General features: G+C 46.7%; 21 protein-coding genes and 1 pseudogene. 19 read left to right on the plus strand and 3 right to left on the minus strand.

What is annotated here, in order from left to right; genetic code table 11:
- Nucleotides 1-30 precede the first annotated feature (30 nt).
- Nucleotides 31-1,785 (plus strand): cache domain-containing sensor histidine kinase, encoded by a 1,755-nt coding sequence (locus CGC65_RS02385; protein ID WP_002578458.1) that lies wholly within the window; start codon nucleotides 31-33, stop codon nucleotides 1,783-1,785.
- Nucleotides 1,778-3,331 (plus strand): response regulator transcription factor, encoded by a 1,554-nt coding sequence (locus CGC65_RS02390; protein ID WP_002566213.1) that lies wholly within the window; start codon nucleotides 1,778-1,780, stop codon nucleotides 3,329-3,331. The genes CGC65_RS02385 and CGC65_RS02390 overlap by 8 nt, the downstream gene beginning before the upstream one ends.
- 206 nt (nucleotides 3,332-3,537) lie before the next feature.
- Here CGC65_RS02390 and CGC65_RS02395 read toward each other — a convergent pair.
- Nucleotides 3,538-4,779: pseudogene (locus CGC65_RS02395) on the minus strand (IS256 family transposase).
- Nucleotides 4,780-5,919: 1,140 nt separating this feature from the next.
- On the opposite strand from CGC65_RS02395, the gene CGC65_RS02405 reads away from it, so the two are divergent.
- The 6 genes from CGC65_RS02405 to CGC65_RS02430 are packed head-to-tail and all read left to right on the plus strand — an operon-like array spanning nucleotide 5,920 to nucleotide 12,132.
- On the plus strand, nucleotides 5,920-7,011 hold the full coding sequence (locus tag CGC65_RS02405; RefSeq protein WP_002566211.1) for a carbohydrate kinase family protein: 1,092 nt from the start codon (nucleotides 5,920-5,922) through the stop codon (nucleotides 7,009-7,011).
- A 32-nt stretch (nucleotides 7,012-7,043) separates the two neighbouring features.
- The gene (locus CGC65_RS02410; RefSeq protein WP_002566210.1) at nucleotides 7,044-8,393 is read left to right on the plus strand and encodes an ABC transporter substrate-binding protein; all 1,350 of its coding nucleotides are present in this window, start codon (nucleotides 7,044-7,046) and stop codon (nucleotides 8,391-8,393) included.
- Nucleotides 8,394-8,419: 26 nt separating this feature from the next.
- The gene (locus tag CGC65_RS02415) at nucleotides 8,420-9,337 is read left to right on the plus strand and encodes a carbohydrate ABC transporter permease (RefSeq protein ID WP_002566209.1); all 918 of its coding nucleotides are present in this window, start codon (nucleotides 8,420-8,422) and stop codon (nucleotides 9,335-9,337) included.
- The gene (locus tag CGC65_RS02420; RefSeq protein ID WP_002566208.1) at nucleotides 9,324-10,154 is read left to right on the plus strand and encodes a carbohydrate ABC transporter permease; all 831 of its coding nucleotides are present in this window, start codon (nucleotides 9,324-9,326) and stop codon (nucleotides 10,152-10,154) included. Before CGC65_RS02415 ends, CGC65_RS02420 begins: the two co-directional genes overlap by 14 nt.
- Nucleotides 10,155-10,156: 2 nt before the next feature.
- Nucleotides 10,157-11,194, plus strand: a complete 1,038-nt coding sequence (locus CGC65_RS02425; protein WP_002566207.1) for an NAD(P)-dependent alcohol dehydrogenase — start codon at nucleotides 10,157-10,159, stop codon at nucleotides 11,192-11,194.
- Between the two features lie 20 nt (nucleotides 11,195-11,214).
- Complete coding sequence (locus CGC65_RS02430; protein ID WP_002566206.1) at nucleotides 11,215-12,132, plus strand: class II fructose-bisphosphate aldolase; 918 nt, start codon at nucleotides 11,215-11,217, stop codon at nucleotides 12,130-12,132.
- Nucleotides 12,133-12,230: 98 nt separating this feature from the next.
- Here CGC65_RS02430 and CGC65_RS02435 read toward each other — a convergent pair whose 3' ends face one another.
- Nucleotides 12,231-13,112 (minus strand): AraC family transcriptional regulator, encoded by an 882-nt coding sequence (locus tag CGC65_RS02435; RefSeq protein ID WP_227179555.1) that lies wholly within the window; start codon nucleotides 13,110-13,112, stop codon nucleotides 12,231-12,233.
- A gap of 296 nt (nucleotides 13,113-13,408) precedes the next feature.
- On the opposite strand from CGC65_RS02435, the gene CGC65_RS02440 reads away from it, so the two are divergent.
- The 6 genes from CGC65_RS02440 to CGC65_RS02465 are packed head-to-tail and all read left to right on the plus strand — an operon-like array spanning nucleotide 13,409 to nucleotide 19,159.
- Nucleotides 13,409-15,412 (plus strand): BglG family transcription antiterminator, encoded by a 2,004-nt coding sequence (locus CGC65_RS02440; RefSeq protein WP_235622139.1) that lies wholly within the window; start codon nucleotides 13,409-13,411, stop codon nucleotides 15,410-15,412.
- Nucleotides 15,409-15,855 (plus strand): PTS sugar transporter subunit IIA, encoded by a 447-nt coding sequence (locus tag CGC65_RS02445; RefSeq protein WP_002566203.1) that lies wholly within the window; start codon nucleotides 15,409-15,411, stop codon nucleotides 15,853-15,855. Before CGC65_RS02440 ends, CGC65_RS02445 begins: the two co-directional genes overlap by 4 nt.
- A gap of 37 nt (nucleotides 15,856-15,892) precedes the next feature.
- Entirely contained in the window at nucleotides 15,893-16,222 is a 330-nt protein-coding gene (locus CGC65_RS02450) for a PTS fructose transporter subunit IIB (protein ID WP_002566202.1), read from the plus strand.
- 4 nt (nucleotides 16,223-16,226) lie between these two features.
- Complete coding sequence (locus CGC65_RS02455) at nucleotides 16,227-17,315, plus strand: PTS fructose transporter subunit IIC (RefSeq protein ID WP_002566201.1); 1,089 nt, start codon at nucleotides 16,227-16,229, stop codon at nucleotides 17,313-17,315.
- Between the two features lie 34 nt (nucleotides 17,316-17,349).
- Complete coding sequence (locus CGC65_RS02460; RefSeq protein WP_002566200.1) at nucleotides 17,350-18,222, plus strand: class II fructose-bisphosphate aldolase; 873 nt, start codon at nucleotides 17,350-17,352, stop codon at nucleotides 18,220-18,222.
- Between the two features lie 19 nt (nucleotides 18,223-18,241).
- A complete protein-coding gene (locus tag CGC65_RS02465) occupies nucleotides 18,242-19,159 on the plus strand; it encodes a class II fructose-bisphosphate aldolase (protein ID WP_002566199.1) in 918 nt (305 codons plus the stop codon).
- A 23-nt stretch (nucleotides 19,160-19,182) separates the two neighbouring features.
- Here CGC65_RS02465 and CGC65_RS02470 read toward each other — a convergent pair whose 3' ends face one another.
- Nucleotides 19,183-20,070 carry an AraC family transcriptional regulator gene (locus CGC65_RS02470; RefSeq protein ID WP_002566198.1) on the minus strand — a complete coding sequence of 296 codons (888 nt, stop codon included), beginning with the start codon at nucleotides 20,068-20,070 and terminating at the stop codon, nucleotides 19,183-19,185.
- Between the two features lie 187 nt (nucleotides 20,071-20,257).
- Here CGC65_RS02470 and CGC65_RS02475 point away from each other — a divergent pair, with 187 nt between their 5' ends.
- The 5 genes from CGC65_RS02475 (at nucleotide 20,258) to CGC65_RS02495 (ending at nucleotide 26,924) form a co-directional block, all read left to right on the plus strand.
- Nucleotides 20,258-20,671 carry a hypothetical protein gene (locus tag CGC65_RS02475; RefSeq protein WP_002566197.1) on the plus strand — a complete coding sequence of 138 codons (414 nt, stop codon included), beginning with the start codon at nucleotides 20,258-20,260 and terminating at the stop codon, nucleotides 20,669-20,671.
- Nucleotide 20,672: 1 nt separating this feature from the next.
- Entirely contained in the window at nucleotides 20,673-21,959 is a 1,287-nt protein-coding gene (locus CGC65_RS02480; RefSeq protein ID WP_002566196.1) for an aminotransferase class V-fold PLP-dependent enzyme, read from the plus strand.
- Nucleotides 21,959-22,399 carry a SufE family protein gene (locus CGC65_RS02485; protein ID WP_002566195.1) on the plus strand — a complete coding sequence of 147 codons (441 nt, stop codon included), beginning with the start codon at nucleotides 21,959-21,961 and terminating at the stop codon, nucleotides 22,397-22,399. The genes CGC65_RS02480 and CGC65_RS02485 overlap by 1 nt, the downstream gene beginning before the upstream one ends.
- 100 nt (nucleotides 22,400-22,499) lie before the next feature.
- Entirely contained in the window at nucleotides 22,500-23,951 is a 1,452-nt protein-coding gene (locus tag CGC65_RS31615) for a hypothetical protein (protein WP_002566194.1), read from the plus strand.
- A 363-nt stretch (nucleotides 23,952-24,314) separates the two neighbouring features.
- Nucleotides 24,315-26,924: a cation-translocating P-type ATPase gene (locus CGC65_RS02495; protein WP_002566193.1), complete on the plus strand. Its 2,610-nt coding sequence runs from the start codon at nucleotides 24,315-24,317 to the stop codon at nucleotides 26,922-26,924.
- Nucleotides 26,925-26,989: the final 65 nt, after the last annotated feature.

The following is a 26,989-nucleotide window of genomic DNA, read 5'->3' on the forward strand; positions in this document are numbered from 1 at the left end:
AGCGTTCTCTATACCTGCTTAAAGGGATTTATGAAAAAAATATACGCTCATATGATGAATTACAGGCTTCATACCAGGTTGATGATATACTTTTCCACTATGGTAATCGTGTCTATGCTTTTGGTGGCCAGTATATCCTACATTGCATCCTATCGGATTGTGGAGGAACTGGCATACTCCTTCAGTAATCAGTCGGCACAGTCTGTGGCGGATAACCTGAATGATATTTTTAATGAAGCGGAAAACCTAGCAGGTCTTGTGGAGAATAATTCAATTTTTCAGAACATACTGAATGCAGAGATGCCACAGGATATAAAGGAGAGATATGCAGCAGAGCTGAAATATGATTTTGAATTGTACCAACTGGCAGGATATACAATCAATGAATTCGGTGGTTTATATGTACTGGGAGATAATGGTTTTAACTTTAAGTCTCATAATGTTGCATTCCAGGAAAAGGATTTTAGGCAGGAAGAGTGGTACCGGCGCATCCACCAAGCAGATGGAGTCGTGTGGGTTGGACCCCAGGTCTATTCCAGGACCGTTAAATCCATTGACCGCTCCTATGCAGCTATGGGGTGTCCGGTGATAAATAAGGCTAATGGCAGCAGAATAGGTGTGGTATTGGTTGAGATAGAGGCAGATACAATTGAATATATTATCCAGGAATTCGGTAATATAGAAAACGGGGTCATTCAGGTCCTGGATGGGGATAATACAATTCTGTTTAAGAAAAACAACACTGGAAATGGTGTCAAAGAAGCAAAAAGCCAAAAGGACAGGAACAAGAACCATTCAGTTTTTTATTATGCTGAAACAATGGATAATGGATGGACTGTGGAGTCCTATATCCCTAAAGCTATTCTGCTTGGAAAGATTATCAATCTGGGAGTCTGGCTTGGTATGGTCATATTTTTGATGATACTGTTGGCGGTTAAGGTCACCAGTGTCATTTCTGGCACAGTCACAAACCCCATCAACAAATTAATTGACCTCATGGAACAGGCGGAGCAAAAGGAATTTGCAGTACAAATGCATGTAAAATATAAGGATGAGCTGGCGGTGTTGGGAAATAAGTTTAATAATATGATGGATTTTACCAGGCATTTGATTGTAGTCAATAATAAGGAGCAGGAAAACCTGAGAGAAGCAGAATTAAAGACACTTCAAATGCAGATCAATCCCCATTTTCTGTATAATACGCTTGAAACTGTGATTTGGCTGATACGTTCCAATGAAAATGAGAAGGCAATTAGTGTGATTACATCTCTTTCAAAATTTTTCCGCATCGGGCTCAGTAGGGGGAGGAATATCATAACACTGCGGGAGGAACTGGAACACGTTAAGGAATATGTTAAGATTCAAAATACCAGATACAGGGATAAAATTGATTTTTCCATCCATATAGATGAAGACTCCATGCTGGACTATCCCATACCCAAGCTGACCCTTCAGCCATTGGTGGAAAATGCCATTTATCACGGCATTCAGGAAAAACCGGAAGGCGGGGCCATTTCAATTGAGATTGTTCATGAAACAGGAGATAGAATCAGAATATCTGTCATTGATGATGGAATTGGAATGACTCCGGCCCAGTTGGAACGGCTACAGGAGGGATTAAAGGAAATGGCAGTGTCAGGATTTGGTATGTATAATACGAATCAAAGGCTGCGTAATTATTTTGGAAGGGAATCAGCTTTACGGATTGAGAGTCAATTTGGGGAGGGTACCAATGTATCATTTAGCATCAATGGCAACAAGAGAGGGGAGAAGGCATATGATTAAAACTATTCTTGTGGATGATGAGGATATCATTAGGGAGGGACTGTCGAATTTTATAGATTGGCCTGCCTTGGGCTTGGAATTGGTGGGGCAGGCATCCAATGGGAGGGAGGCTGTGGAGCTGGTTAAAATAATGGCTCCGGAAGTGATTGTAACAGATGTTAAGATGCCCATGATGAGTGGAATTGAACTCCTCGCTCTGGCAAAAGACCAGAAGCCGGACTGTGTGGTCATCATGATTAGCAGCTATGACGAGTTTGAATATGCCCAGCAGTCCCTTAATCTGGGAGCCTTTGCGTATCTTCTGAAACCTATTGATACGGATAAACTGATTCAACTGCTGAAAGAGGCTGTTTTAAAAATACAGAAGGCCAGATCAGGTGAAAAAATATTGAATACATACAGGGATGTGTTGGAGCAGACCCAGAGAAAAATACTGGACAATAAGATTAAGCTGATGGCACTTGGGGGAAAAGTGGATACTCTGAATGAAGCTGAGACGCAGTACCTGGGGCAATTCACAAAATTCTGCGTAGCTTCAGTAAATACAGAGAGTCCCAGGTACCACGAAGAATCATTCATGGAGGAGATGGGAATTCACCTGGAAGAGTGGAAGAACGGGCATGGAGTTGCAGCAGACATAAAACAGTTCCAGAACCAGGATAGGATGACAGTGTTCTGTATCATGGAGAAAGGGGATATGACAATCCAATTTCGTAAACTGCTGACTATTTACTCCCGATATTATATAAAAGCCGTACTGGGGATAAGTGATATTGTAGAATCTGTCAGGGAGCTGTCGGCTGCTTACCGCCAGAGCCTGGAAGCGGTCGAATACCGTTTTTTTACGGACAGAAGTCTGATCTGTTACAGTACTGTGAGGGAGGAAATACAGTCATCCTTTAAGGATATGCCTGATTGGAACCGGTATCTGGAAAAGAGTATGAAGCATGGAGGGGAGTGTGAAATTAAGACATTTACCGATGATTTTTTGTCATATGTTTATCAGGCAAAGCCATCTCCGGTCATTATACGCACTGCTGTTTCTGCTATTCTACTGGAGACAATTCGTACGCTGAGAACAGCAGGAGGTAAACCGGAGGATTTATTTCTGTCAGTATCAGATACCATTACAGCTGTTTTGAATGAAAGCAATCCTGCACTTATGGCAAGAAAGCTTCGGGAGATATTATTGAGTGCGTCTGTCTATATTTCCAGGCTGGAGAAATTAAGGCCCAATTCAGTGGTACAGAAGGCCAGGAAGTATATAGAAGAAAATTATTGGAATCCTGATTTGAGGCTGGATGATGTGGCTGGATATGTTTATATTAACGCCAGCTATTTCAGTTCTGTTTTCAGTAAGGAAATGGGAATATCCTTTGGGGATTATCTTACAAAAGTCCGTATTGAGAAAGCGATGGACTTGCTGAAAAATACGCATATGAAAATATATGAGATTGCTGATCTGGTGGGATACCAAAATCCATCCTGGTTCAATGTGGCATTTAAACGGTATACGGGACAGAAGCCAGGGGACTTTAGAAAATAAATATTACATGCTATTAACGGAATGATTCTGATAAGGACAAGCCGGGAGTGTGTGAAGAAATCTCTGTAAAAGCAGCTCTTCTATGATAATGGCAGGGCTGAAAGCTTCTCTATGAGCGTTCAGCCCTTGGTTTATATATACCGCACAATACTGCATATGTCAAGACTAGGCGGATTCCCGCCTGGTTTGAACGGTCCTGGATTCTCTTACATCGGCAGTCGGCCCTCATACATGAGGCTCAGTTCTCCATATACCTGGCCCCAGTTCCGGATTGGCATCGTCCACTACTTTGTTGCTTCAAATGTTGACAAGTACAGCGCTTTAAAAAGGGCTGTATCGCTTGGAAACACGCTCCTCTGACGATTCAGCTTCCGGTATGTGGCGTTCAGGCTTTCGATTGCGTTCGTGGTATATATAACCTTGCGTACAGTCGTTGAAAACTTAAAGATGGGGACGATCGCGTCCCAGTTCTGGTGCCAGCTTTTCATGGAATTCGGGTACTTTTCTGACCATTTTTTTGTGCCCCGCTCCAAGGCTTCTAATGCCTTCTCTTCTGTTGGCGCCTGGTAAATCGTTTTGAGATCTGCCGCAAAGAGCTTACGGTCCTTGTCTGATACGTATTTTAACGTATTCCGCACCTGATGGACAATGCACCTCTGGTATTCCGTCTTTGGAAAGGCAGCGGCTATCGCTTCCTTAATCCCTGTCAGTCCATCGGCACAGAGGAGCAGGATGTCTTTTACTCCACGGTTTTTTAAACCGTTCAGAACGGAAAGCCAGTACTTGGCACTCTCATTTTCGCCAACCTCGATGGTCAGAACCTCTTTTAAACCATCTGAATTAATCCCCAGTACAACATAGGCCGCCAGCTTACGGATCACGCCGTTATCCCGTACAGAATAGTGGATTGCATCGATATAAAGCACCGGATAGACATCGGAAAGGGGGCGGTTCTGCCAGTCTTCAATCTGGGGCAGAAGCTTATCCGTCACATCCGAAATGAAGCCTTCGGAGGCCTCGAAGCCGTAGATATCCTCCAGTGTTTCCGAGATCTGCCGTGTTGTCATCCCTTTAGTGTACATGGATATGATCTTCTGATCGATATCAGAGATATCTTTCTGGCGTTTCTTTACCACCTGTGGTTCAAAGGTGGAGTTACGGTCCTGTGGGACTTCGACTTTCATGCTTCCATAGCTGCTATTCACCTGTTTGGTTTTATAGCCATTGCGATAGTCATCGCAATCGGAACGTTCTGACTTGCGATAGCCAAGATGCTCGTCCATCTCGGATTCCATCATCTCTTTGATGGTACCGCCCAGTAGATCTTTGAGGGCATCCTGAATGTCCTGGGCAGATTCAATCTCATACTCCTCAAGAAGCTGCCGGATGATGTTTCGCTTTCCATCCGTCATTTGCACTTTGTGTACAGATTTCTTTTCTCTTGCCATAATAAAAAGGCCTCCTATGATTTTTATTTTATCATAGAAGACCTTATAAATCTTTAATTACAGAAAAACTTTCACAGACTCCAAGCCGGCCTGGATATGCTGGCTTTAGATTGTAGACAAACACAGTTTTTATAATTTGTTTATTCATATAGTGTATAAAAATACAGGACACCAGATAATTCAAGCTATCTGATGTCCTCATTCTCTTCAAACCTTTTCTACACAAAGAATCCTTTCTTGGTTTTTTTGATATCAAATGCAATAAAGACGTATCAAAGAATGGTTCATTATCGTTCTTTGTTATTGGTGAAAGTTTTTTCTACATATCGAAAGGAATCCTTATAGAGTAATAATCATTTCCATATAGCAATGAACCATATATCCAATCCCCGCTCTCTTATGGACTTAATTCCATAATCAGCGAAACTATAGGAAATGATATAGAAGTAAGAACTCTAAATCGACATTTATCTCGCAAGTTTCTCCTTCAGGATCCTTCTCTATTATCTGTATCTCTTGGGTACCTGTTTGAGTTACCACAACCAAACGATTTTTAGGTGGTGTGCCATTTATCAGTTTTATTGATTTCACTTGCTTTCCAGTAATTAATTGCGCCAACCTCAGCGGCATCTAAATAAACCTTTCCCGAAGTATCAAAGTTCTTTATACAGATTTATAAATTTCCTCACGCTTTATTTTCATCAATAACCCTCCTCACAATTATTCATATCTAATAAACTTAGGCATATACCAGATGAACATGTCTACAGTCAAAAGCCAGCCCGGATGGACTGGCTTGTTCAACTGTAATTTTTAATCCCTGCTTTTTATGCAACTGGTGTAAAAACTTGCAAATGTTGTAAAAAAATCGCAATCATACAGGGAGGGGGACCAAAAACATCGAAAATATGGATATAAATATTGAAACAAGGTAAAAATTGTTGCGTATAAAAGAAAATAATATATATTATATCTGAATATTTAAATAAAAAGAAAATAATCACAGTTAAAAACACATCAAGAAACGCAAAAAAATCAGGACAAAACAGAAAAAAAGACAGCATAGAATATGATATTATTTCTAATAGATAGAAGAAAAATAACAAAAAAATATACAAATTATATAAAGATGGGGGATATATGGAGAGTAAGAAGATATTAGTGGCAGGTTCCATTGTATTGGATATTATTCCGGAAGTATATATTCCGAAGGGACAGCCAATACCGGAAATATTCCTGAGCGAGGGTAAGACCACGGAATGTTCTTATACCCATATATATTTGGGTGGGGAAGTAGGGAATACAGGTCTGGGGTTAAAGAAGCTTGGATGTGATGTAAGACTGGTCAGTAAAATCGGGGATGATTCCGTAGGGGAAATTGTAAGGGAAATCTTAAACCGCTATGACACAGATTATACTCTGATTGAAATGATGGGAGAACAGTCCTCGGCCAGTGTTGCCATCGCTTTGCCAGGTAAGGATAAAATGACACTTCACAGCAGAGGGGCATCTCAGCTTTTTAAGGCGGCGGATATTACGGACGAGATGCTGGAAGGAGTGAAGCTGTTCCACTTTGGTTATCCTCCCAGCATGAAGTACCTGGTGGAAAATGAAGGTGAGGAGTTGGAGGACCTGTTAAAAAATGTAAAGTCTAAGGGAATCACCATATCCCTTGACATGAGTCTTCCTGACTTAAAGACATTTCTGGGTCATGTGAATTGGAGACCAATCCTGCAGCGGATACTGCCCTATGTGGACTTGTTTTTACCCAGCCTGGAAGAGAGCATTTTTTTCCTTCACAGGGAGGATTATGTTGAGATGGTGCGTAAGGCAGGGGCAAATAACCTTCTGGATTATATTGATGTAAGAGGAATGGCTGAGAAACTGGCGGATGAGCTTCTGGAAATGGGCGGGACTATAGTTATGCTGAAATGTGGTCATGAGGGAATGTACTTGAGAACAGCAGAGAAAGAGAGGTGGGGGAATATGGGAAAAGCCGCTCCGAACAGCCTGAACGGATGGTATGACAGGAAAATCTGGCAGAAACCAGTAAAGGTTAAACGGATTTTGTCCAGAACGGGAGCCGGCGATATTGCAATAGCAGGTTTTTTGTCCTCGTTCCTGCATGAGGATAATGCAAAGACAGCTTTGGGAATAGCTGCATGGGCCGCATCTATCTGTATTCAATCATATGATACCATTAGCGGCCTGTGCCCATTAAACGAGTTGTAAAACAAAAGAGAAGGAGTAGGAGGTATTTCAAGATGAAAAAAGGTTTGGCAAAAGTAACAGCAATAGGACTATGTGTATCAATGCTCATTTCCTTGGCAGGGTGTTCCGGCGGAGGCGGCTCTGCTACTACGGACAAGGCAGCTGAAAAGGCGGCAGAAGCAGTAACGGATAAAAATATTCAGAGTGAAGCGGAGGGAACACAGGAACCCATAGAGCTGACATACTGGTATTGGGAAGACGAGCAGGGGACAATAGAGAACATGCTTAAAGATAAGTGGGAGGCCTATGCAGGAGATCGGATTAAGGTGAATTTTGAATCCGTACCGTCATCTAGTTTCCATGATAAGCTCATAACGGCCATAAGCACGGGAACAGGACCAGATGTGTTTATCTGTAAACCAATGTGGGCTCCGGAACTGTATGGAATGGGCGGTCTGATGAATATGGAAGACGTGTTTGAGGGATGGGAGTATGCAGATGAAGTGGATGACTTTATGCTGGAGCAAATGAGGGCAGGATTGGATAAGCTGTACTTGTATCCCCGGACCACCATTGTAATGTATTTGTATTGCCGCAAGTCAATGTTCGAGAAGGCCGGAATTGATTATCCTAAAACTGTGGATGAATTCTTTGATGCCTGTGAGAAACTGACTGTGGACACGGACGGGGACGGCAAAACAGATCAGTATGGATTTGGTATGCGCGGCGGTAACGGCGGCCATTACATGTGGTCATCCTTTGTATTCAGCGCATTGAAGGGTAAGGATTATTATGATGCAGAGGGCAAGGCTTCACTGGCTGATGCGAAACTGGCTGAGATGAACCAAAAGTACATTGATCTGTATCAAAATGGTTATGTGCCTCCGTCAGCAATTACGGACGGATTCAGTGAAGTTCTAACTAATTTTAAATCAGGTGTCACAGCTATGCTGTATCATCATATTGCATCCATTACAACCATAAAGGAAACCTTTGGTGATGATTTTGAGGTGATACCTGTTCCCACTGGGGAGAGCGGTCAGGCATTTGGGTGTCAGGAGATGACCGGATGGGCTATTAATCCCAATTCTAAGAACCTGGAGGCAGCGGAGGAGTTTGTGAAATGGGCGTCTTCACCTGAGATTCACGATGTGCGGTGTGAGAAGCTGCAGCAGGTACCGTTTATGTCTTCCGTCCAGGCATTGGACAAGTATAAGAATGATCAGGCGTATAAGGTATCTATGGATAATATGCTTTCTGCCCATACATTACCTGTAGGGCCTGAAATTACTACTTATACAGAAGAGATGTGGGCACAGACATTCCAGAGGGCCCTGATGGGAGAACTGAGCAGCATGGAGATGCTGGAACAGCTGGACAAGTGTCTGAACGGAGAAATGTAGTATTAAGACCATGAGAGGGTGAGCGTATGAATCGGGGAAAAGCAGCCGGAAAAAGGTGCAGGAAATCAGACATTTATATTCCCATCATATTGTTGATGCCGGCATTTCTGCTGGTGGTGGGAGTTATTATTTATCCAATCTGCTATGCGGTTGGACTCAGTTTCCAATATTATAAATTGACGGATTATGTAAACCGACAGTTTATCGGTTTAGAAAACTACATATCTGTCTGGAGGAATGAGACCTTTCTGGCTTCCCTGGGAAATACGGTAAAATGGGTAGGGATAACAGTGGCCTGTCAGTTCCTGTTTGGACTGGTGCTGGCCATGATCCTGAATGTCCCATTCCGGGGCAGGGGCATCATCCGTTCTATTACGCTGATGCCCTGGGTTACTCCGGGTGTGGTGATTGCACTTATGTGGGTTTGGATTTATAACGGTAATTTTGGTGTCCTGAACAAATGTCTGACATCCTTAGGCATCATAAGCAAAAACATCCCTTGGCTGGGGTCTTCCCAGACGGCGCTGTACAGCCAGATTGTAACTATGATATGGCAGGGAATTCCCTTCTTTGCCATTATGATACTGGCAGCACTGCAGACCATATCCGCAGACCTGTATGAGGCTGCGGATATAAGCGGGGCCAATTCATGGCAAAAATTCCTGTATATAACACTGCCGGAGCTGATGCCTACAATTATAACTACCTGCATGCTGAGAATTATCTGGGTGTTTAATAATGTAGAAGTACTTTATCTTATGACGGGAGGGGGACCAGGACACAGTTCCATGACCGTGTCCCTTGTAGCCTATATCAAGGCGCAGAAATCCCTGGATTTCGGACAGGGATCCACCATAGCAATCTATGGTACTTTGTTTATGATTCTTTTTATGACCATATATTTAAAGTTGACGAGGCGGGGGGATGAAGATGAAAAGGACTAAAAGAATTCAAAAGCTTGTAATGCTTATTCCGCTTCTCCTGATTGTATGCTTTGTGATATTTCCTTATATATGGACATTCCTGACGTCCATAAAGCCTACGGATGAACTGTATACAACCAACATAAAAATCCTGCCCAGGGAAACGACCTTTCAGAATTATGTAACGCTATTTACGAGTACGGATTTCCTTGCCAGTATGTTTCACAGTATCGTTATTGCAGTCATAACCAGCTGTATCTCCATGCTTGTATCATCCATGGCATCCTATGCCTTTGCCAGATACCGGTTTAGGGGAAAGAATCTGGCACTCAGCGGTATCCTGCTGTTATACATGTTTCCGTCGGTCCTGTACCTGACTCCGCTATTTGTGGTGTTTAATAAATTGAAGCTCATAGGTTCTCCTGTTGCGTTGGTAGTTTCATACTGTACATTTACCATACCCTTCAGCATATGGCTCCTTACCTCATACATGAAGAGCATCCCTCTGGAACTGGAGGAGGCAGGAAAGATAGACGGAGCCAATGTCCCCCAGCTGTTATATTATGTGGTAATGCCGCTTCTGAAACCTGGACTTATCGCTACAGGTACCTACGTGTTCATCAATTCTTGGAATGAATATTTATTTGCGGTCATGTTCACCACTTCCAATAACAGGACACTCCCTGTCTCGCTGGCATCCCTGGTAGGAGAGTACGACCTGAGATGGGACATTATATCAGCAGGAGCAGTGGCAGCCATGATTCCTGTGGTTATCCTGTTCATGTTCATACAGAAGAACCTGGTGGCAGGTCTGACTGCCGGTTCAGTAAAGGGGTAAAAATGAAGAATCAAGCAGCATTTTTGGTTGATAAACAGAGATTAGAGCTTATGGATTGTGATATGCCGTCCGTATCGGATACGGATGTGCTGGTTGAAGTGGCCCATGTGGGAATCTGCGGAAGTGATATGCATATATTTGAGGATCCGCATTACGCGGTAAAGGATATAAAACTTCCGGTGGTGCTGGGCCATGAATGTGCCGGACGTGTGGCAGCAGTTGGAAAAAGTGTAAAAGGAATCATACCAGGTGACCGCGTTGCTCTGGAACCAGGTGTTCCCTGCGGCAGTTGTGAGTTCTGCATGGGCGGCCGGTATAACCTGTGTCCTGATGTACGGTTTCTGGGAGCACGTCCATGGCTGAATGGGGCATTCAGCCGTTATGTCAGCCATCCCGCCAGATGGACGTTCAGGTTGCCTGATGCAATGGACACAGTGGAGGGGGCGCTTCTGGAACCACTTGTGGTAGGAATGCATGCAGTAGACAGGGCAAATCTCAGGACAGGTCAGTCTGTGCTGATACTGGGGGCCGGTTGCATTGGCCTGATGACATTGGAGGCATGTCTGGCCAGAGGAATTACAAATGTGACTATGTCAGATTTATATGAAAACAGGCTTGATATGGCCGGTACCATAGGCGCCAGGCATGTGGTCAATTCATCAGAAGAGGATATTATATCACGATCCGCACAGATAACAGCCAACAGAGGATATGACGTAATATTTGAAACCGCGGGAAGCCAGAAAACAGCCGCACTGACAGCGGATCTGGTGAAACGTGGAGGAAAGATTGTAATGGTAGGGAATGTGTTCGGGGAAACACCTTTTAACTTTTTCAAGACAAATTCAAAAGAGGCAGACATACTGGGAGTATTTCGCTACCGAAACCTGTATCCGGCAGCCATAGAGCTTTGCAGCGAAGGACAGGCAGAGCCTAAAAAGATAGTGACCAATTATTTTGAGTTTGAGAAGATACAGGCAGCTATGGAGTATGCCATCACACAAAAACAGGAAGCTGTTAAAACCGTGATTCGGATGTAGAAAGACGAGGGTAGGGATATATGTATACAGATGTGAAAACGATATTGGATGACGCATCCAGAAATAATTACGGCGTATTGGCTGCGTCTGCCATTAATCTGGAATTGGCAAGAGGATTGATTGCAGCCGCAGACGAACTCCAGTCACCATTAATCATTCTCATGGGCCAGATGCAGATGACCAAACATGCCAGAGCAGATGTGATGGTGCCTCTCATAAGGACGCTGGCAGAGGAGACCAATGTTCCTGTGGCCCTGATTCTGGACCACGGAAGGGACTGGGAGGTCATTACACATGCATACAGAAACGGTTTTTCCTCCATCATGATTGATGCTTCCGCTTATGAGATGGAAGAAAACATCAGAAGGACAAAGAAAGTCATAGAAATGTGCCATCCTCAGGGAGTGGCAGTGGAAGCAGAACTGGGACATGTTGGACAGGCAGCACTGGGAGATCAGACCGATGATTCCTGCTATACACGGCCTGAGGATGTTACGGAGTTCCTGAATCAGACCCGTGCTGACTGCCTTGCTATTGCCTGCGGTACAGCCCATGGACAGTACCCCAAGGGGGTTACACCTGAGATTCGTTTTGATATCATAAGGGCTGTCAAAAAGGTGACGGATGTGCCCATCGCACTTCATGGCGGTTCGGGTTCCGGGGATGAAAATATTAAAAAGGCAGTGGAAGCAGGCATCAACAAAGTTAATATCTGCACAGAGATATTTAACTATGTCCGCGATGAAATCAGGAAGACGCTGGAGCAGACACCTGAGATTGACCTGTTAAGCCTGATGTCCCGGACCGAGCAGGCAGCTAAAGAGATTGGTAAACATTTTATATGCCTGACCGGATCTCAGGGAAAGGCAGCTAATTTCCAGAGAAAGTCAGCCTTTCAGTACGGCTTTGCACAGACAGAGACAGACGGGGGCGAATAGGGGGAAGAATTAACAAAAGCAGCCCCAAAGAGAAAACGAAAATATCATAATGAAGGAAAGTAGACAAGGGTGGAACCAATATTCGGGGTTTTCCACCCTTATTTCCGTTTAAAATCCTCAGCTTGTTTGAATTTAGAATATTGTTTAGGACTGAGACCGGTGTGCTGTTTAAAGATACGGCTGAAATGGGACAGGTTTTTATAACCGACAAGACTGCATACAGAATCTACGGGAAGATTTTGTGATAGAAGCTCCTTTGCCTTCATGATGCGGCAGCTGATGATATACTGGTTTGGAGAGGTACCTGTCACATTCTTAAAGAGATTGCACAGATAAAATTTATTAATATAAAAGGTAGAAGACAAAAGTTCCAGGGAAAGCTCGTCACTCAGGTGTGTATGGATATGGTTAATGACGGAGTAAATCAGGCTGTAGGATGATGTTATGGTGTCGGATGAAATATTATGGTATTTCCGATACAGGTTATTAATAAAAATAAGAAATTCCCCCAAAAGAAATTTGACTTTAAGGTCATATCCATAATCCTGTTTGGCGGTGTCATCATTGCATGTAATCAGGCGCTTTAACTGGGTCAGGCACTCCTCGGCCTGGGGAATGGTCAGCGGCAGGATGTATGGATTCGAGAACGGCCTTAAGAAAAAACACTCCAGCAAATCCGTTTCTTTGGAGGATAAGGATTCAATGTATTCCGGTTTAAAGGAAAGCGTGTACCGTTCAAAACGTTCATGAGTATTCAGGGTAATCTTATGCAAATCCATATTATTGAATAAAATAATACTGTTTTTGGGAACCTTCCAGTTTTTTTCACTTACATGACATACTGAGTTGGGGGTCAGCATGAATATAATGTCAAACTGTTTATGGGTATGATATTCATGCTGTTCAGGACCGTAGGTCACTTTGTACTTAAAAGAAAAATCCTCGGAAAAATGGGGGGATATGGGTGTTTTTGCAGGCATATTTTTGAGCTGGTCGCCTCCCTTGCAAATTATCATAATGCCAATTATTGTACATAACATACCAGGATTTATGCAACTGTTTCATTAAACATCAAAAGAAATGCAAAAAACACAGAAAGAATAGTAAAAATATCTTGTTTGACCTTAATAAAAGGCGCATCATGGATTTTGGAAAAACTATTGAACAAAACAAAAGCGTTCTGTCAATATTTTGGAAATAGCAAATAGGGGAAAGCTGTTAATATAAGATTATCGAAGGGACTGGCAGTGCTATGGAACAGAAAACAGGAGGGAACATGATGCAGGAACGGCAATATAAAATTCTGAAGCTGCTGTACAGGTCAGATGGATTTGTGACTGTGGAGCGTCTGGCGGCAGATGTGAATTGTTCCCTTAAGACTATCAGAAATGACCTGAAGCAGCTGGGAAGCTTCCTGGAAGAATATGGGCTGGGAAAGGTTGTCTCTAAGAGCAACAAAGGCGTGTGCCTTATAAAGGACAAGGACTGGGACACGGCAAAGCAGGCATGGAATGATGTGAACCAGATGGAGCTGTATGGCACAGACAAGCATTTCCAGATACTGGAACTCCTGCTGAAGCAGAGAAGCATACAGAAGATGAAACTGGAGCAAAGGCTTCTCATTAGCAGGCTGGATGCTGAAAAAGCTGCCAGCCAGGCATCTGTATGGCTGACGGCCCATCATGTAGCTGTTACCTGTAAGAGAGGCCAGGGATTGCAGATCGAGTGCAGCGAGTATTACTGGCGCATGGCCATGTGGGAACTCTTTGCAGATATATCCAGAAAGCGGCAGGAGTTTGGGGACCAGACCCTGAAAAGCCAGACAGAAAAGTTCCTGTGGGGATTTGATATGGCCGGGGTAACAGGGGCCATTGCAGGGCTGGAGAAAAAATTTGGGATACACTACAGCTTCGACGGGTACCAGCAGCTGTCATTTCTCCTGTCACTGTGTGTTATACGAATCAGGAAAAAGGAGTATGCAGAGATTCCTGCGGATTTTGGGCATCAGAGGGCAGAATGGCAGGGCCTGGAATATGACCTCAGTATGGCCGAAACATGTATGGAAAGTCTTAAGGAGTATTATCATACCGACTTCCCGGAAGGAGAAAAGCAGTTTACGGTATTAGTTTTAGGGGCTGCCGAGATACAGGAGTTTACAGACGAGGCGTCCAGGCAGACTTATATGGAGGCCAACCAAAACATCTGCCGGGTGACAGACAAGGTGATTTCCATTACCGGCAATATTCTGGGACAGGGGCTTGACAGGGATGATTACCTTTTTGACAGCCTCCTTCTGTATATGAAATCCAAGACCTTGAAACTGCGGTGCGGCATCCTGGAGGAAAATCCTCTGAAGGAGGTAGTGAAGTCCAAGTATCCCAATATTTATGCCGCTGCCTGGTCGGCAAGTCTTATCATTGAGTCTGAACTTGAAGTGAGAATCGGGGAAGATGAGGTGGCGTACCTGGCATTATATATAGGCGGTGCCATTGAGCGGCTGAACGTGGGAGTGGAGGTGTGCATCCTGTGCAATCATGGTATCGGAATATCCAGAATTCTCAAAGAGCAGATTGAGCGCTCCATACAGAATATTAATGTAGTGGATGTCCTGACCACAAGGGATACATGTAAGATTCAGAGGAGCCAGTGTGATTTTCTTATATCATCTGTTCCGGTGGGGGATGTGTTTGCAGGCAGGGATGTGGTACAGATTGGAAATGTGCTGCAGCCCTGGGATATACAGCAGATTCAGAATAAGATGAAACAGGTGCGGAAAAAGAAGATGAGACGGATTGCCGAAAAGACAGAGCTCTCCGAGTACCAGCTGTTTCATCCGTCCCTTGTATACCATTTTCCGGAAAGGACACATAAGAAGGAAATCATATCCTTCCTGTGCGCCAGGCTGGCAGAGGCGGGTTATGTTACAAAGGATTATGAGCAGACTGTACTGGACAGGGAGGAAACCACATCCACTGTGCTGGAACTTGGGGTGGCCATTCCCCATGGAGCTGCGTTTTGTGTCTGCCGCCCGGTCATTGCGGCCGCCATATTGGAGGAACCGGTAGATTGGGGCAGGGACAGGAGAGTGGACCGGATTTTTCTTCTGGCATTGAATCTGGATGAACGGTTTAAGGCAAAAGGGCAGATTATCCGCTTTTATTCCGCCATTGTGACTTTATTGGACGACAAGGAGGCCTATGAAGAATTCCACAGCCTGAGAGGGCAGGAAGAAATAGCAGGCTATTTAAATTCTATAGTAAAAGGAGACAGGAAAGCATGAATCTGCTGGAGGTAATCAATGAAAATGCAGTGGCCGTCAATGTAAAGGCGCAGAATAAGGAGGAGGTGTTTGAATGTGTGTGCGACCTTCTTTTAAAGGACGGCAGCATTACATCCAAGGAAGAGTTCAAGCAGGATTTATATATACGGGAATCCCAGGGAAAAACAGGCATAGGGGACGGAATCGCCATTCCCCATGGAAAGTCGCTGGCAGTGAAGCGTAACTGTATATCGGTCCTTAAGCTGGAACAGCCCATTCAGTGGGAGACGCTGGATGGCCTGCCTGCCCAGGTTTTCATTATATTTGCCATCAATCAAAAGGACAAGGATGATTATTTCCTGCGCCTTATGGCCAGCGTGGCTAAAAAGCTGGCACAGGAAGGAACGTGCGGCAAACTGATGGGAAGCAGCACAAAGGAAGATATTCTGGAAGCATTTTGCTAGGGAGACCACACCACTAAGAACGAGGAGGAAATAAAGGATGAAGATAGTAGGGGTTACGGCATGTACTGCGGGTATTGCGCATACATACATTGTCAAGGAAAAGCTGGAGCAGGCAGCACGGAAGCTGGGATATACATGCAGAATCGAGACCCAGGGGAGCATCGGAATCGAGGAGCAGCTGACACCGGAGGAAATCCAGGAGGCAGATGTGGTCATCCTGGCCATTGATGTGAAAATATCAGGGGAAAACCGGTTTAAGGGTAAACCAGTGGTGCGCATGAGCACGGAGAAGGCCATGAAAAATACGGGAGCAATGCTTCAGAGTATTGAGGAAGCTCTGACAAAAAAGAAAAACGGAGGGAATTAAGATTATGGGTGGGTTAAAACTATCAGAGATTAAGAAGCATGTGATGACAGGAATATCGTTTATGATTCCCATAGTTGTGGGCGCCGGCTTATGTATGGCTCTGGGAACTGCCATTGGCGGGACCAAGGTATCAGAGGCAGAGGGTACCCTGATATGGTACATCTGGAGAACCGGTAAGATTGGCATGGGCTTTGTGGTGCCTGTGATCACTGCTGCCATCGCGTATTCCATCGCGGACAGGCCGGCCATTGCCCCTGGACTGATTCTGGGGTCCATTGCATCGGAAATTTATACAGGATTTATCGGAGGCATTATTGCGGCATTTCTTGTGGGCTATACGGTGCTGTTCCTGAAAAAATATCTGAAGGTGCCTAAGACCATGCAGGGGCTGGTTCCTGTACTTATTCTGCCTTTCCTGACAACGCTGATTTGCGGAGCCCTTATGTTTGCTGTCATAGGGAAACCGGTTGCCTTTGTCATCAATGCATTGCAGAACTGGCTGATAGGACTTCAGGGGGGATCCAAATTCATCCTGGGAGCCATAGTGGGAGGTATGTGCGGTGTTGACTTTGGCGGGCCTATCGGCAAGACCGCATCCCTGTTTGCCAATGGTCTTCTGGTGGACGGTATCTACGGACCGGAGGCAGTTAAGCTGGTTACATGTATGATTCCTCCTGTGGGCGTGACCCTTTCCTACATCCTTACCAGAAACAAGTACACAAAGGCCGAGAAGGAGGCGGTAAAGGCCGCGTTCCCAATGGGCATCTGCATGATTACAGAGGGTGTGATTCCTCTGGCTATGAACGACCCGCTGCGCGTAATCGGTTCCTCCGTGATTGCCACCTCCATAGCAGGAGGCCTGACCATGGTTCTGGGAATTGAGAACTATGTAACAGCAGGAGGATGGTTTATCATCCCGCTGTCCAATAAGCCAATGATGATGGCAGCCATGGTGGTCCTGGGAGGCGTCATCATGGGAGTGATACTCTCCCTGTGGAAGAAAGTGGTGACGGAAGACGATTCCATGGACTTTGGAATGGAACAGGAAAATGGGGAGAGCACCACAGAAGGAATGACATTTGAGAACTTTTAACACATTCGGGTATGTTTTTACAGGAGGATAAAAAATGCTGCTGAATCTGCGGGAAATACTGGAACCTGCCGTAAAGGATAATTTTGCAGTGGGAGGATTTAATGTAACAGAAAGTACCATGTTCAAAGCCATTGTGGAGGAGGCGCAGTACCGGGAAGCCCCGGCCATTATCCAGGTCTCTCCCAATGAATTCCAGTTTTCGGAACGGGAACTGTACCTGTATTTCTCGGTCCGCCTGCAGCGCAGCAGGAATCCTTTTGTACTGCACTATGACCACAGCAAATCCTATGAGGGATGCATCCGCGCGATCCAGGCAGGCTTTACCTCTGTCATGTTTGACGGCTCGCAGATGGAGTATGACCAGAATGTGGAGTGTACACGCCGGGTCGTGGAGGCGGCCCATGGGGCCGGCGTATCGGTGGAAGGGGAGATTGGCACCATAGGGGAGACCGAGGACTATTTAAACGGCACGGTCCGGGATATGGTATATACATCACCGGAGCTGGCCAGACGGTTTGTAGAGGACACCGGCGTGGACGCCCTGGCAGTTTCCATTGGCACGGTACACGGCATTCTTCCAAAAGGATATGTGCCTAAGCTGCAGCTTGGGCTTCTGAAAGAGCTGGCAGCTGCGGTGCCGGTGCCGTTAGTTCTTCACGGAGGTTCCGGCACGCCCCATGATGAGGTTGCGGCTGCCTGCAGGACAGGCATACACAAGGTAAATATATCCAGTGAGTTCAAACATGCCTATTACCAAAGCGTAAGGGAATTTGTAACAAATCATCCAACCCTGGTCAGTCCCACACGGGTCCTTAAGGATGCAGTGCAGGAGGTTAGAAATGTGGCAGGGACAAAGATGCAGGTGCTGGGCAGTACCGGGAAATCGCATTGCTACAGGAAATACTAAAATTTAAGGGGAGTACATAATGTATACAGATATCAAAACAATTCTTGATGATGCAAATAAAAACAACTATGCTGTTCTGGCGGCATCCGCATTTAACATGGAGCTGGCCAGGGGACTTATAGCGGCAGCAGATGAAATGCAGGCGCCGCTCATTATCCTCATGGGCCAGGCCCAGATGACAAAGCACGCCAGGCCGGAGCTGATGGTTCCCATGATTAAGACCCTGGCAGAACAGACCAATGTGCCGGTGGCCCTGATTCTGGACCATGGCAGGGACTGGGAGAAAATTACATGGGCTTACAGGCAGGGATTTTCCTCCATCATGGTGGATGCCTCGGCCTATGACATGGAGGAGAACATTGCCAGGACTAAAAAGGCGGTGGAGCTGTGTCATGTACAGGGACTGGCAGTGGAGGGCGAGCTGGGTCATGTAGGCCAGGCCGCCACTCTGGACGGATGCGACGTGTCGCTGTACACAAAGCCGGAGGAAGCCGTGCGATTTGTGCAGGAGACCGGGGTGGACAGCCTGGCCATTGCCTGCGGCACTGCCCATGGGGATTATCCCAAAGGCTTTATCCCCACCATTAATTTTGATGTTATAAAAGGTGTGAAGCAGGCAGTGAACATGCCTCTGGCGCTTCACGGCGGATCCGGATCCGGAGACGAGAACATCAGGAAAGCAGTGGAAGCAGGAATCAACAAGGTGAACATTGCCACCGAGATATTCAATGCATGCCGGGATTACGCAAAAAACCGTCTGGATGAAAAACCGGACCTGGATTATATGTCCCTTATGATGGAAGTGGAACAGGAATGTAAGAAAACAGTAAAGCATTTTATCAGCCTGACCGGTTCTGAGGGGAAGGCAGCCGGATTTAAGAAAAAGTATGCATTCTGCCACGGAATCAGCCAGATTGATACTGGGATTGGCGAATAGGGATATGCGCTGCAGCACCAAGCCTAATCCGCATGCTTCCTCCGGTACTGGATTGGGCTGCATCCGGCCTGCTCTTTGAAGACCCTGGAAAATGAACTGAGGTTGGTATATCCCACGGCCTGTCCAATCATTTCCACGGAGTAATCCGTATTAATGAGAAAGTCCTTTGCCCTGGTGATGCGGTATTCTGTAATATAGTCGCTCACTGTCATCCCGGAGATCTCCTTAAAGACATGATACAGCTGGGTCTTGCTGATTAAAAATAGCCGGGACAGGCTGTCCGTGCTCAGATTGTCGCTGTAATGGCCCCCGATGTATTCATAAATATCATATACCAGCCGGGCATGCTCCTGGTAGGCAGCCGTGTTTAGAGGGCCAAACCTCTCGGTGTAGAGCTGGTTGGTCAGCAGAAGAAATTCGCCCAGCAGAAATTTAAGGTGCAGATCTCTACCGTAAACAGGTGAAGCAGAGCAGCCGCTTTCCGGCCTGTTGTAATCCTCCATCCTGGAGAGCACGGAGAGAAAGGAGTCCAGCTGCCGGTCCGGAACAGTGAGTACCACGGGCTGATTGCCGGGACGAAACAGGAAACATTCCAGCAGATTCACTTCAGGAGTGGAGAACCGGGATATGTAATTGGAGGAAAAATACAGCACATACCGGTCGCAGATTCCTGAACCGTCCTCCGGATAGATATAGTGCAGATCCATCTGGTTAAACAGAATCAACCCATTTCTGGGAATATCAATCTCCCCTGTTTCAAACTTGCATTTTAAGTTGCCGGACAGAGCAAATATAATTTCCATCTGCCTGTGCAGGTGGAAATTCCTTTTTTCAGTTGTCTCAGTTATCTTGTGCCTTACGGAAAATTCCTCCGGCAGCTTTTCCGTGTAGCGTGAAAACGGGATGTCCATGGGAACCTCCTGAACGGTTATCTGTCATACGTTAAAACACGTTTTAGTATAGCACGGTTTGAAGAAAATGCAAAGTGCCGGGATAATCTGCAAAAAAAGGCCGCAGCACATCAGATATAATATGAAATGTAAGAAAAACAGGAAAATATGTAAGCGAATCTAAGAAAAAAATAAGGAAACAGCTGCTATGATTGATGAAATTGTAAAAAGCACAAGGGAAGCCTCAGCTGTGCTGGACCGCATAAAGTCCATGCCCTGTGAAGGATTAGAAAAAGAAGTAATTCTGCCTTTGCTGAGAAAAGCAGTTAACCTGAAGCTTATGATTCAGGAGGACACCCAGACAGATATCAGAAAGCTTGTCATTATAAGCATCAAACGCCAGGATTTGCGGAAGGGAAATCTGCCGGATGAGGTGATTCAGAGGGAGATAAAGAAATACGACTGCCACCAGACCAGCCTGGCGGTGCAGAAAAAGGTACTGCTGCTTATGTTTATAGAGAGGGAGCTGGGAATTGCCATGGAGGATGATGAGGCCTCGGACATTGAGAATCTGGATGAACTGGCTGACGCTGTCATAAGGCACCTGAAAGGGGGAAAATGATATGGATGTAACTGAAATCCGCAGGGATTTTCCAATTCTGAACCAGGAAGGAAAGCCGTTAGTCTACCTGGACAACGGGGCCACAACCCAGAAGCCCCAGGCTGTTATTGACCGGCTGTGCAGGTACTATTCCATGGAGAATTCCAATATACACAGAGGAAGCTACCCCCTCAGCAGCCAGGCATCCCGTATGTATGAAAGGGCCAGGGAGACGGTCCGGTCATGGGTGGATGCGGAGTATGGGGAGGAAATCGTATTTACCAAAGGATGTACGGAGTCAGTCAATCTGGCTGCCGCGGCTGTATTTGAGACATATGTCTGCCCGGGAGATAATGTGATTGTCACTGAGTTGGAACATTCCTCCAACTATTTTCCCTGGAAGAATCAATGTGAGAAAAAATGCGCGCAATTCCGTGTGGCATTGGCACAGACAGACGGCAGCCTGAGGGCGGAGGATGTGCTGGATCAGATGGACAGCCGCACCAGACTGATTGCCGTCACGGCCATGTCCAACGTGACAGGCTTCTGCCCGGACGTGGACCGTATTATAAGAGAAGCCCACAAACGGGGCGTACTGGTCCTGATAGACGCTGCTCAGGCCGTTGTCCACCGGGCTATATCCGTCAGGCAGATGAAATGTGATTTCCTTTGCTTCTCCGGCCACAAGATATACGGCCCTATGGGAATCGGGGTACTGTACGGAAGAAAGATGTATCTGGAGGAGATGGCTCCCTATCTGTACGGCGGGGATATGGTGGTGAAAGGAGACCGGGGAGAAGTTTCATATAAGAAATCCCCGTCCAAATACGAAGCCGGTACCCAGGATATAGCCGGAGCGCTTGGACTGGAGGCAGCTCTGCTCTATCTCAATCGCAGGGGATTTGAGGAGATGATCCAATATGAGGCGGAACTGGGCGCGTATCTGAGGGAACGCCTGGAAGCAGTTAAAGGGGTACATGTAATTGGGGAACCGGCTGTGCGGCAGCCCTTATCTGGCAGGTCCGAACCACAGCCGCAGTCTGGCGGGTCCGTACCACAGCCGCAGTCTGCCGGGTCCGTGTCGCCCATAGCATTGTTCGAGACAGATAAGCTGGGTGCTTATGACATAGGTGTTCTGCTGGCCAATAGCGGAATAGCGGTCCGAAGCGGTTCCCACTGCGCCTACCCCCTAATGAAACGTATGGGAAAGGAAAGTCTCTGCCGCGTATCATTGTCTTTTTACAATACAAAGCAGGAGATTGAATATATGGCAGAGAGGCTGGAACGGATCTGCGGGAGGGGAAGCTAATGGATGAAAAAGACCAGACAGACATATGCCAATCGGACATATGCCGGACAGATATATGCCGGGCAGAGAAAAAGTATATTGACAGTCTGCTCCGGTTGCAGGACCCTGGAGCCCAGTGTGAATACCTTCTTATGCTTGGAATGGAAAAGCCTTTGTTGGATTCCCTGCGTGTGGACCGGTACAGGATTGGAGGATGCAGGACTGCAATATGGCTCCGGGCAGAGGACCGGGATGGAATGGTACATTTTTACAGTGACAGTGATTCGCTGCTGGTACGGGGCGTGCTTTCCATTCTGGAAGAACTGTACCAGGCAAGAACGCCGGAAATCATAAAGTCCCATCCCATGAGATTTCTGGATTATATATCTGACGATGTGATTTACCCTGAGATTAAGGAAAATGGATTGTCAAAATGTTATCAGATGCTGGCCCATATGTGAAATATAAAAATCTATACCAACAATGAAAACCATATTAAATGAAAACTATGTTGAGTGAAAACGATATCAAATAAAAACGATATAAAAGGAGAGGTCAATTATGAAGTATGCAATGGATGTAAAGGTTAACTTAAAACCAATTTTCAGCAATCTTGTACACACAGACTGGTGGGAAGGCCCGTGCCGCGTAGGGCCTATGGAAGAGGGCACGCCTGAATTTGAGCGCAGGGTGGGGAAGGAACAATTTAAAATCTGGTACGAGGAATTACAGAACAACCTGGATCTGACCCGCTGTAATCTGATGGATCCGGTTTACATGGAATTTGACGAGAGTTTTGTGATGCGGGATTCTGAATTTGACAAGCTGATGCCTGAAAATCATCAGGTGGATTTGTATTTGATTACATACCGCGTACCGGGAATCGAGCGTTTGAACAAGCCGGTTTCCATGATTAATCTGGGACCTACCCCCATCGACCTTGTGGGATATTACAGGGACATCGGACTGGAGGCATATATGGCCCATGACTATGAAGAATACAACCGTATTCTGACCTGCCTCCAGGTGCGTAAGGCTGTCGCAAATACAAAAATTTTAATCCTGTCCAATTCCGAGCAGACTCCGGCATCGGTCAACACCAGCTGCTGTGATCTGGTAAGCCTGTTCACACGGTACGGCATCCGCCATAACCGTATTGACTTCAGACAGGTGTTCAACTATTTTGATGAGATACCGGCAGACGAGGGAATCCATCAGGAGGCCAGGGCCCTGATGGAAGGGGCGGACAAAGTGGATATCACAGAGGAGTATCTGTGCAGCGATCTGCGGTATTTCCACGCGGTGCGCAGGATGATGGAGCGCTATGACTGCAATGCGTTCACCACCCCGTGCAAGGAACTGTGTGCCAGCCGCCTTCCCCAGAAGAATAAGTGTGTTCCCTGCATCACCCACTCCCTGAATAAAGATGACAGGATTCCGTCAGCATGTGAGGAGGATCTGGCTGTATGGATGGCCATGATGATGATGATGTACCTGACCCGCCAGAGCGTGTTCATGGGCAATCCGGTACTGGTGCTTGCCGGAAGCAGGACCTTGGAACAGCTGGGAATGCCAAAGCTTCTGACACAGCCCGGTCAGGTATTTGACCACGATGTACTGGAAATCCACCACGCTGTGCCGGTGCGCAGGATGCGCGGATTTGACCAGCCGGAGCAGAAATATGAGCTGGCCCATTTTACCACCCAGGGCTGGGGCGCCCATTATCATGTGGATATGGCAGAGGAGGAAGGACAGGTGGTTACCTTTGGCCGCTTTAACCGCCAGGGTACCAGGATGATGGTAGCCGTAGGCCATACCCTGGGATGCGAGTTCCGTCCCGTATACTGCAGTCCTGCGGTGTATTACGAGGTCGAGGGCGGCGCCAGAGAGTTCCGGCAGGCATTGGCAAAGGGAGGTTACGGACATCACCAGGCCATTATTTACGGCAATCATGTAAAGGAATTACAGGAGCTGGGCGAAATCGTGGGCTTTGAGGTGGAGGTGTTCCACTAATCAGAAACCCAATCAGGCCCAATCATTAAATTTTTAAAACCCCTTGACATTTCCGCAAAAAGAGGATAAACTCAATAAAAATTCATAATGAATGCGGAACAGCTCGAAAGGGAGTAGTTTAGATATATTGTCAACAACCTCGGTTCCAACGGAACCTGGCAATATATGCCTTTATGGTTACAAGACTTTTATGCGTGGTTTGCAGATATGTTACATATCCTGGCAGCCATCCATAGAAGTCTTTTTTTGTGGGTTTCCCGGCGCCGGAGCGTGGCGGATAAGCTTTTTTTGCCAGGCCCGGGGCATTTTGGCGCAGGGATACGCGCATAATAGACTAAGAACTCATAATGAGGAGGAAAGTACATGAAAGAATGGTATCAACAGACAAAAGAAGAGATACTCAGCCAGTTTCAGGTAACGGAACAAGGTCTGACCTCTTCCCAGGCAGAGAAAATCCTGGCTGAGAAGGGAGAGAATGTCCTGGAAGAGGGAAAGCGCAAGAGTACCCTGCAGGTATTTTTGGAGCAGTTCTGCGACCTGCTGGTGGTTATCCTGATTATTGCAGCACTTATTTCCATGGTGTCAGGCAATGTGGAGAGCACGGTAGTCATCCTGGCTGTTATTATCCTCAACGCCATCCTGGGCACGGTACAGCATGCAAAGGCTGAGAAATCCCTGGACAGCCTTAAATCCCTGTCATCCCCCAACGCAAAGGTGTTAAGGGACGGACAGAAGGTGGAGATTCCGTCTGCCAAGGTGGTTCCCGGAGACATCCTGTACCTGGAAGCAGGCGATCTGGTGGTGGCTGACGGAAGGATTCTGGAGAATTATTCCCTTCAGGTCAACGAAAGCTCCCTGACCGGGGAGTCCACCAATGTGGATAAGAGCGACGGAACCCTGCACAGCGACTGCGCCCTGGCCGACCGGGCCAATATGGTATATTCCAGCGGCCTGGTGACTTACGGACGGGCAGTGGTCCTGGTGACTGCCACGGGTATGGATACAGAGATTGGCAAGATAGCAGCCCTGATGAACGCTACCAAGGAGAAAAAGACTCCGCTGCAGGTCAGCCTGGACCAGTTCGGCAGCCGTCTTGCCATGGCAATCATGGTCATATGCGCCCTGGTATTCCTGCTGAGCCTGTACCGAAAAATGCCTGTCCTGGATTCCCTGATGTTTGCAGTGGCCCTGGCAGTGGCGGCCATACCTGAGGCACTGAGCTCCATTGTAACCATTGTACAGGCCATGGGCACCCAGAAAATGGCAAAAGAACATGCCATTATCAAAGAGTTAAAGGCTGTGGAGAGTCTGGGCTGCGTCTCTGTCATCTGCTCGGACAAGACCGGAACCCTGACTCAGAATAAGATGACGGTCCAGAACATTTACACCAATGGGCAGACCATTACCATAGACCAGTTGAATCTGAAGAACCAGCTTCACCGTTATCTTCTCTACGATGCCATACTTACCAACGATTCATCTATCGTTGACGGAAAAGGCATCGGAGATCCCACAGAGTTTGCGCTGGTGGAGATGGGAAGAAAGGCGACCGTGGACGAAAACCTGCTCAGAGAGCTGATGCCCCGTCTGGAGGAGATACCCTTTGACTCAGACCGGAAGCTCATGAGTACCAAATACGAACTTCACGATGTGCCCACCGTACTTACCAAGGGAGCATTGGATGTACTTTTAGACCGCACCGTGAAAATCCGTATGGAAGAAGGAATCAGGGACATAACCCAGGAGGATAGGGAGGCCATTCTTCAGAAGAACCTGGAGTTTTCCCAGGAGGGATTAAGAGTCCTGGCCTTTGGATATAAGGAAGTACCTGAAGACTATACCCTGTCTCTGGACAATGAGAACGACTTCATTTTCCTGGGCCTGATATCCATGATGGATCCCCCAAGGGAAGAATCAAAGGCAGCAGTTGCAGACGCCAAGCGGGCCGGAATTAAGCCTGTCATGATAACCGGCGATCACAAGATTACCGCCACTGCCATTGCAAAGCAGATTGGTATTTTTGAGGACGGCGATATAGCCATGACGGGCCGTGAACTGGACGCCATGTCAGAGGAAGAGCTGGACCGCAAGATCACGGAGATATCTGTCTACGCCAGGGTTTCACCTGAAAACAAAATCCGCATTGTGGACGCATGGCAGAGGCGCGGATCCATCACGGCCATGACCGGAGACGGAGTCAATGACGCTCCTGCCCTTAAGAAGGCGGACATCGGAGTGGCTATGGGCATCACCGGCACCGAGGTTTCCAAGGATGCGGCAGCCATGATACTGACAGACGATAATTTCGCAACCATCATCAAGGCGGTGGCCAACGGACGAAACGTATACCGCAACATAAAGAATGCCATCAAGTTCCTGCTGTCAGGCAACATGGCAGGTATTCTTTCGGTATTATACACATCCCTGGCAGCCCTGCCAGTGCCGTTTGCCCCGGTACACCTGCTGTTTATCAACCTTCTGACCGATTCACTGCCGGCCATAGCCATCGGCATGGAGCCGGCTGAGAAGGATTTACTGTCGGAGGCGCCCAGAAATCCGAAGACAGGCATCCTGACAAAGGACTTCATGACCACTATTCTGACCCAGGGCGGAATCATAGCTGTCTGTACCATGATCGCCTTCCACACAGGTCTTAGAACCGGCAGCGCGGCCACAGCCAGCACCATGGCGTTTGCAACCCTGACCCTGGCCCGTCTGTTCCACGGATTCAACTGCCGCAGCAAGCACAACATTTTCAAGCTGGGCTTCTCATCCAACTGGTACAGCCTGGGAGCATTTGCGGCAGGTGTGGTGCTGTTAGGTATTGTCATGTTCGTTCCGTTCATGCAGAACCTGTTTTCCGTAACACCGCTGACCCAAAGCCAGCTGATCAATGTCTGTCTCCTGGCCGCAGTACCCACGGTACTGATACAGATGTTTAAGATTATAAGAGATATTAAGCATAGGAAATAATGGGGAATTGTGGTATAATGTCCACGTAGGCAATGAGCAGTGCAAAAAAGTGGTGGGCATATATC

The sequence above is a fragment of the Enterocloster bolteae genome, assembly GCF_002234575.2.
Classification (GTDB): Bacteria; Bacillota; Clostridia; order Lachnospirales; family Lachnospiraceae; genus Enterocloster; species Enterocloster bolteae.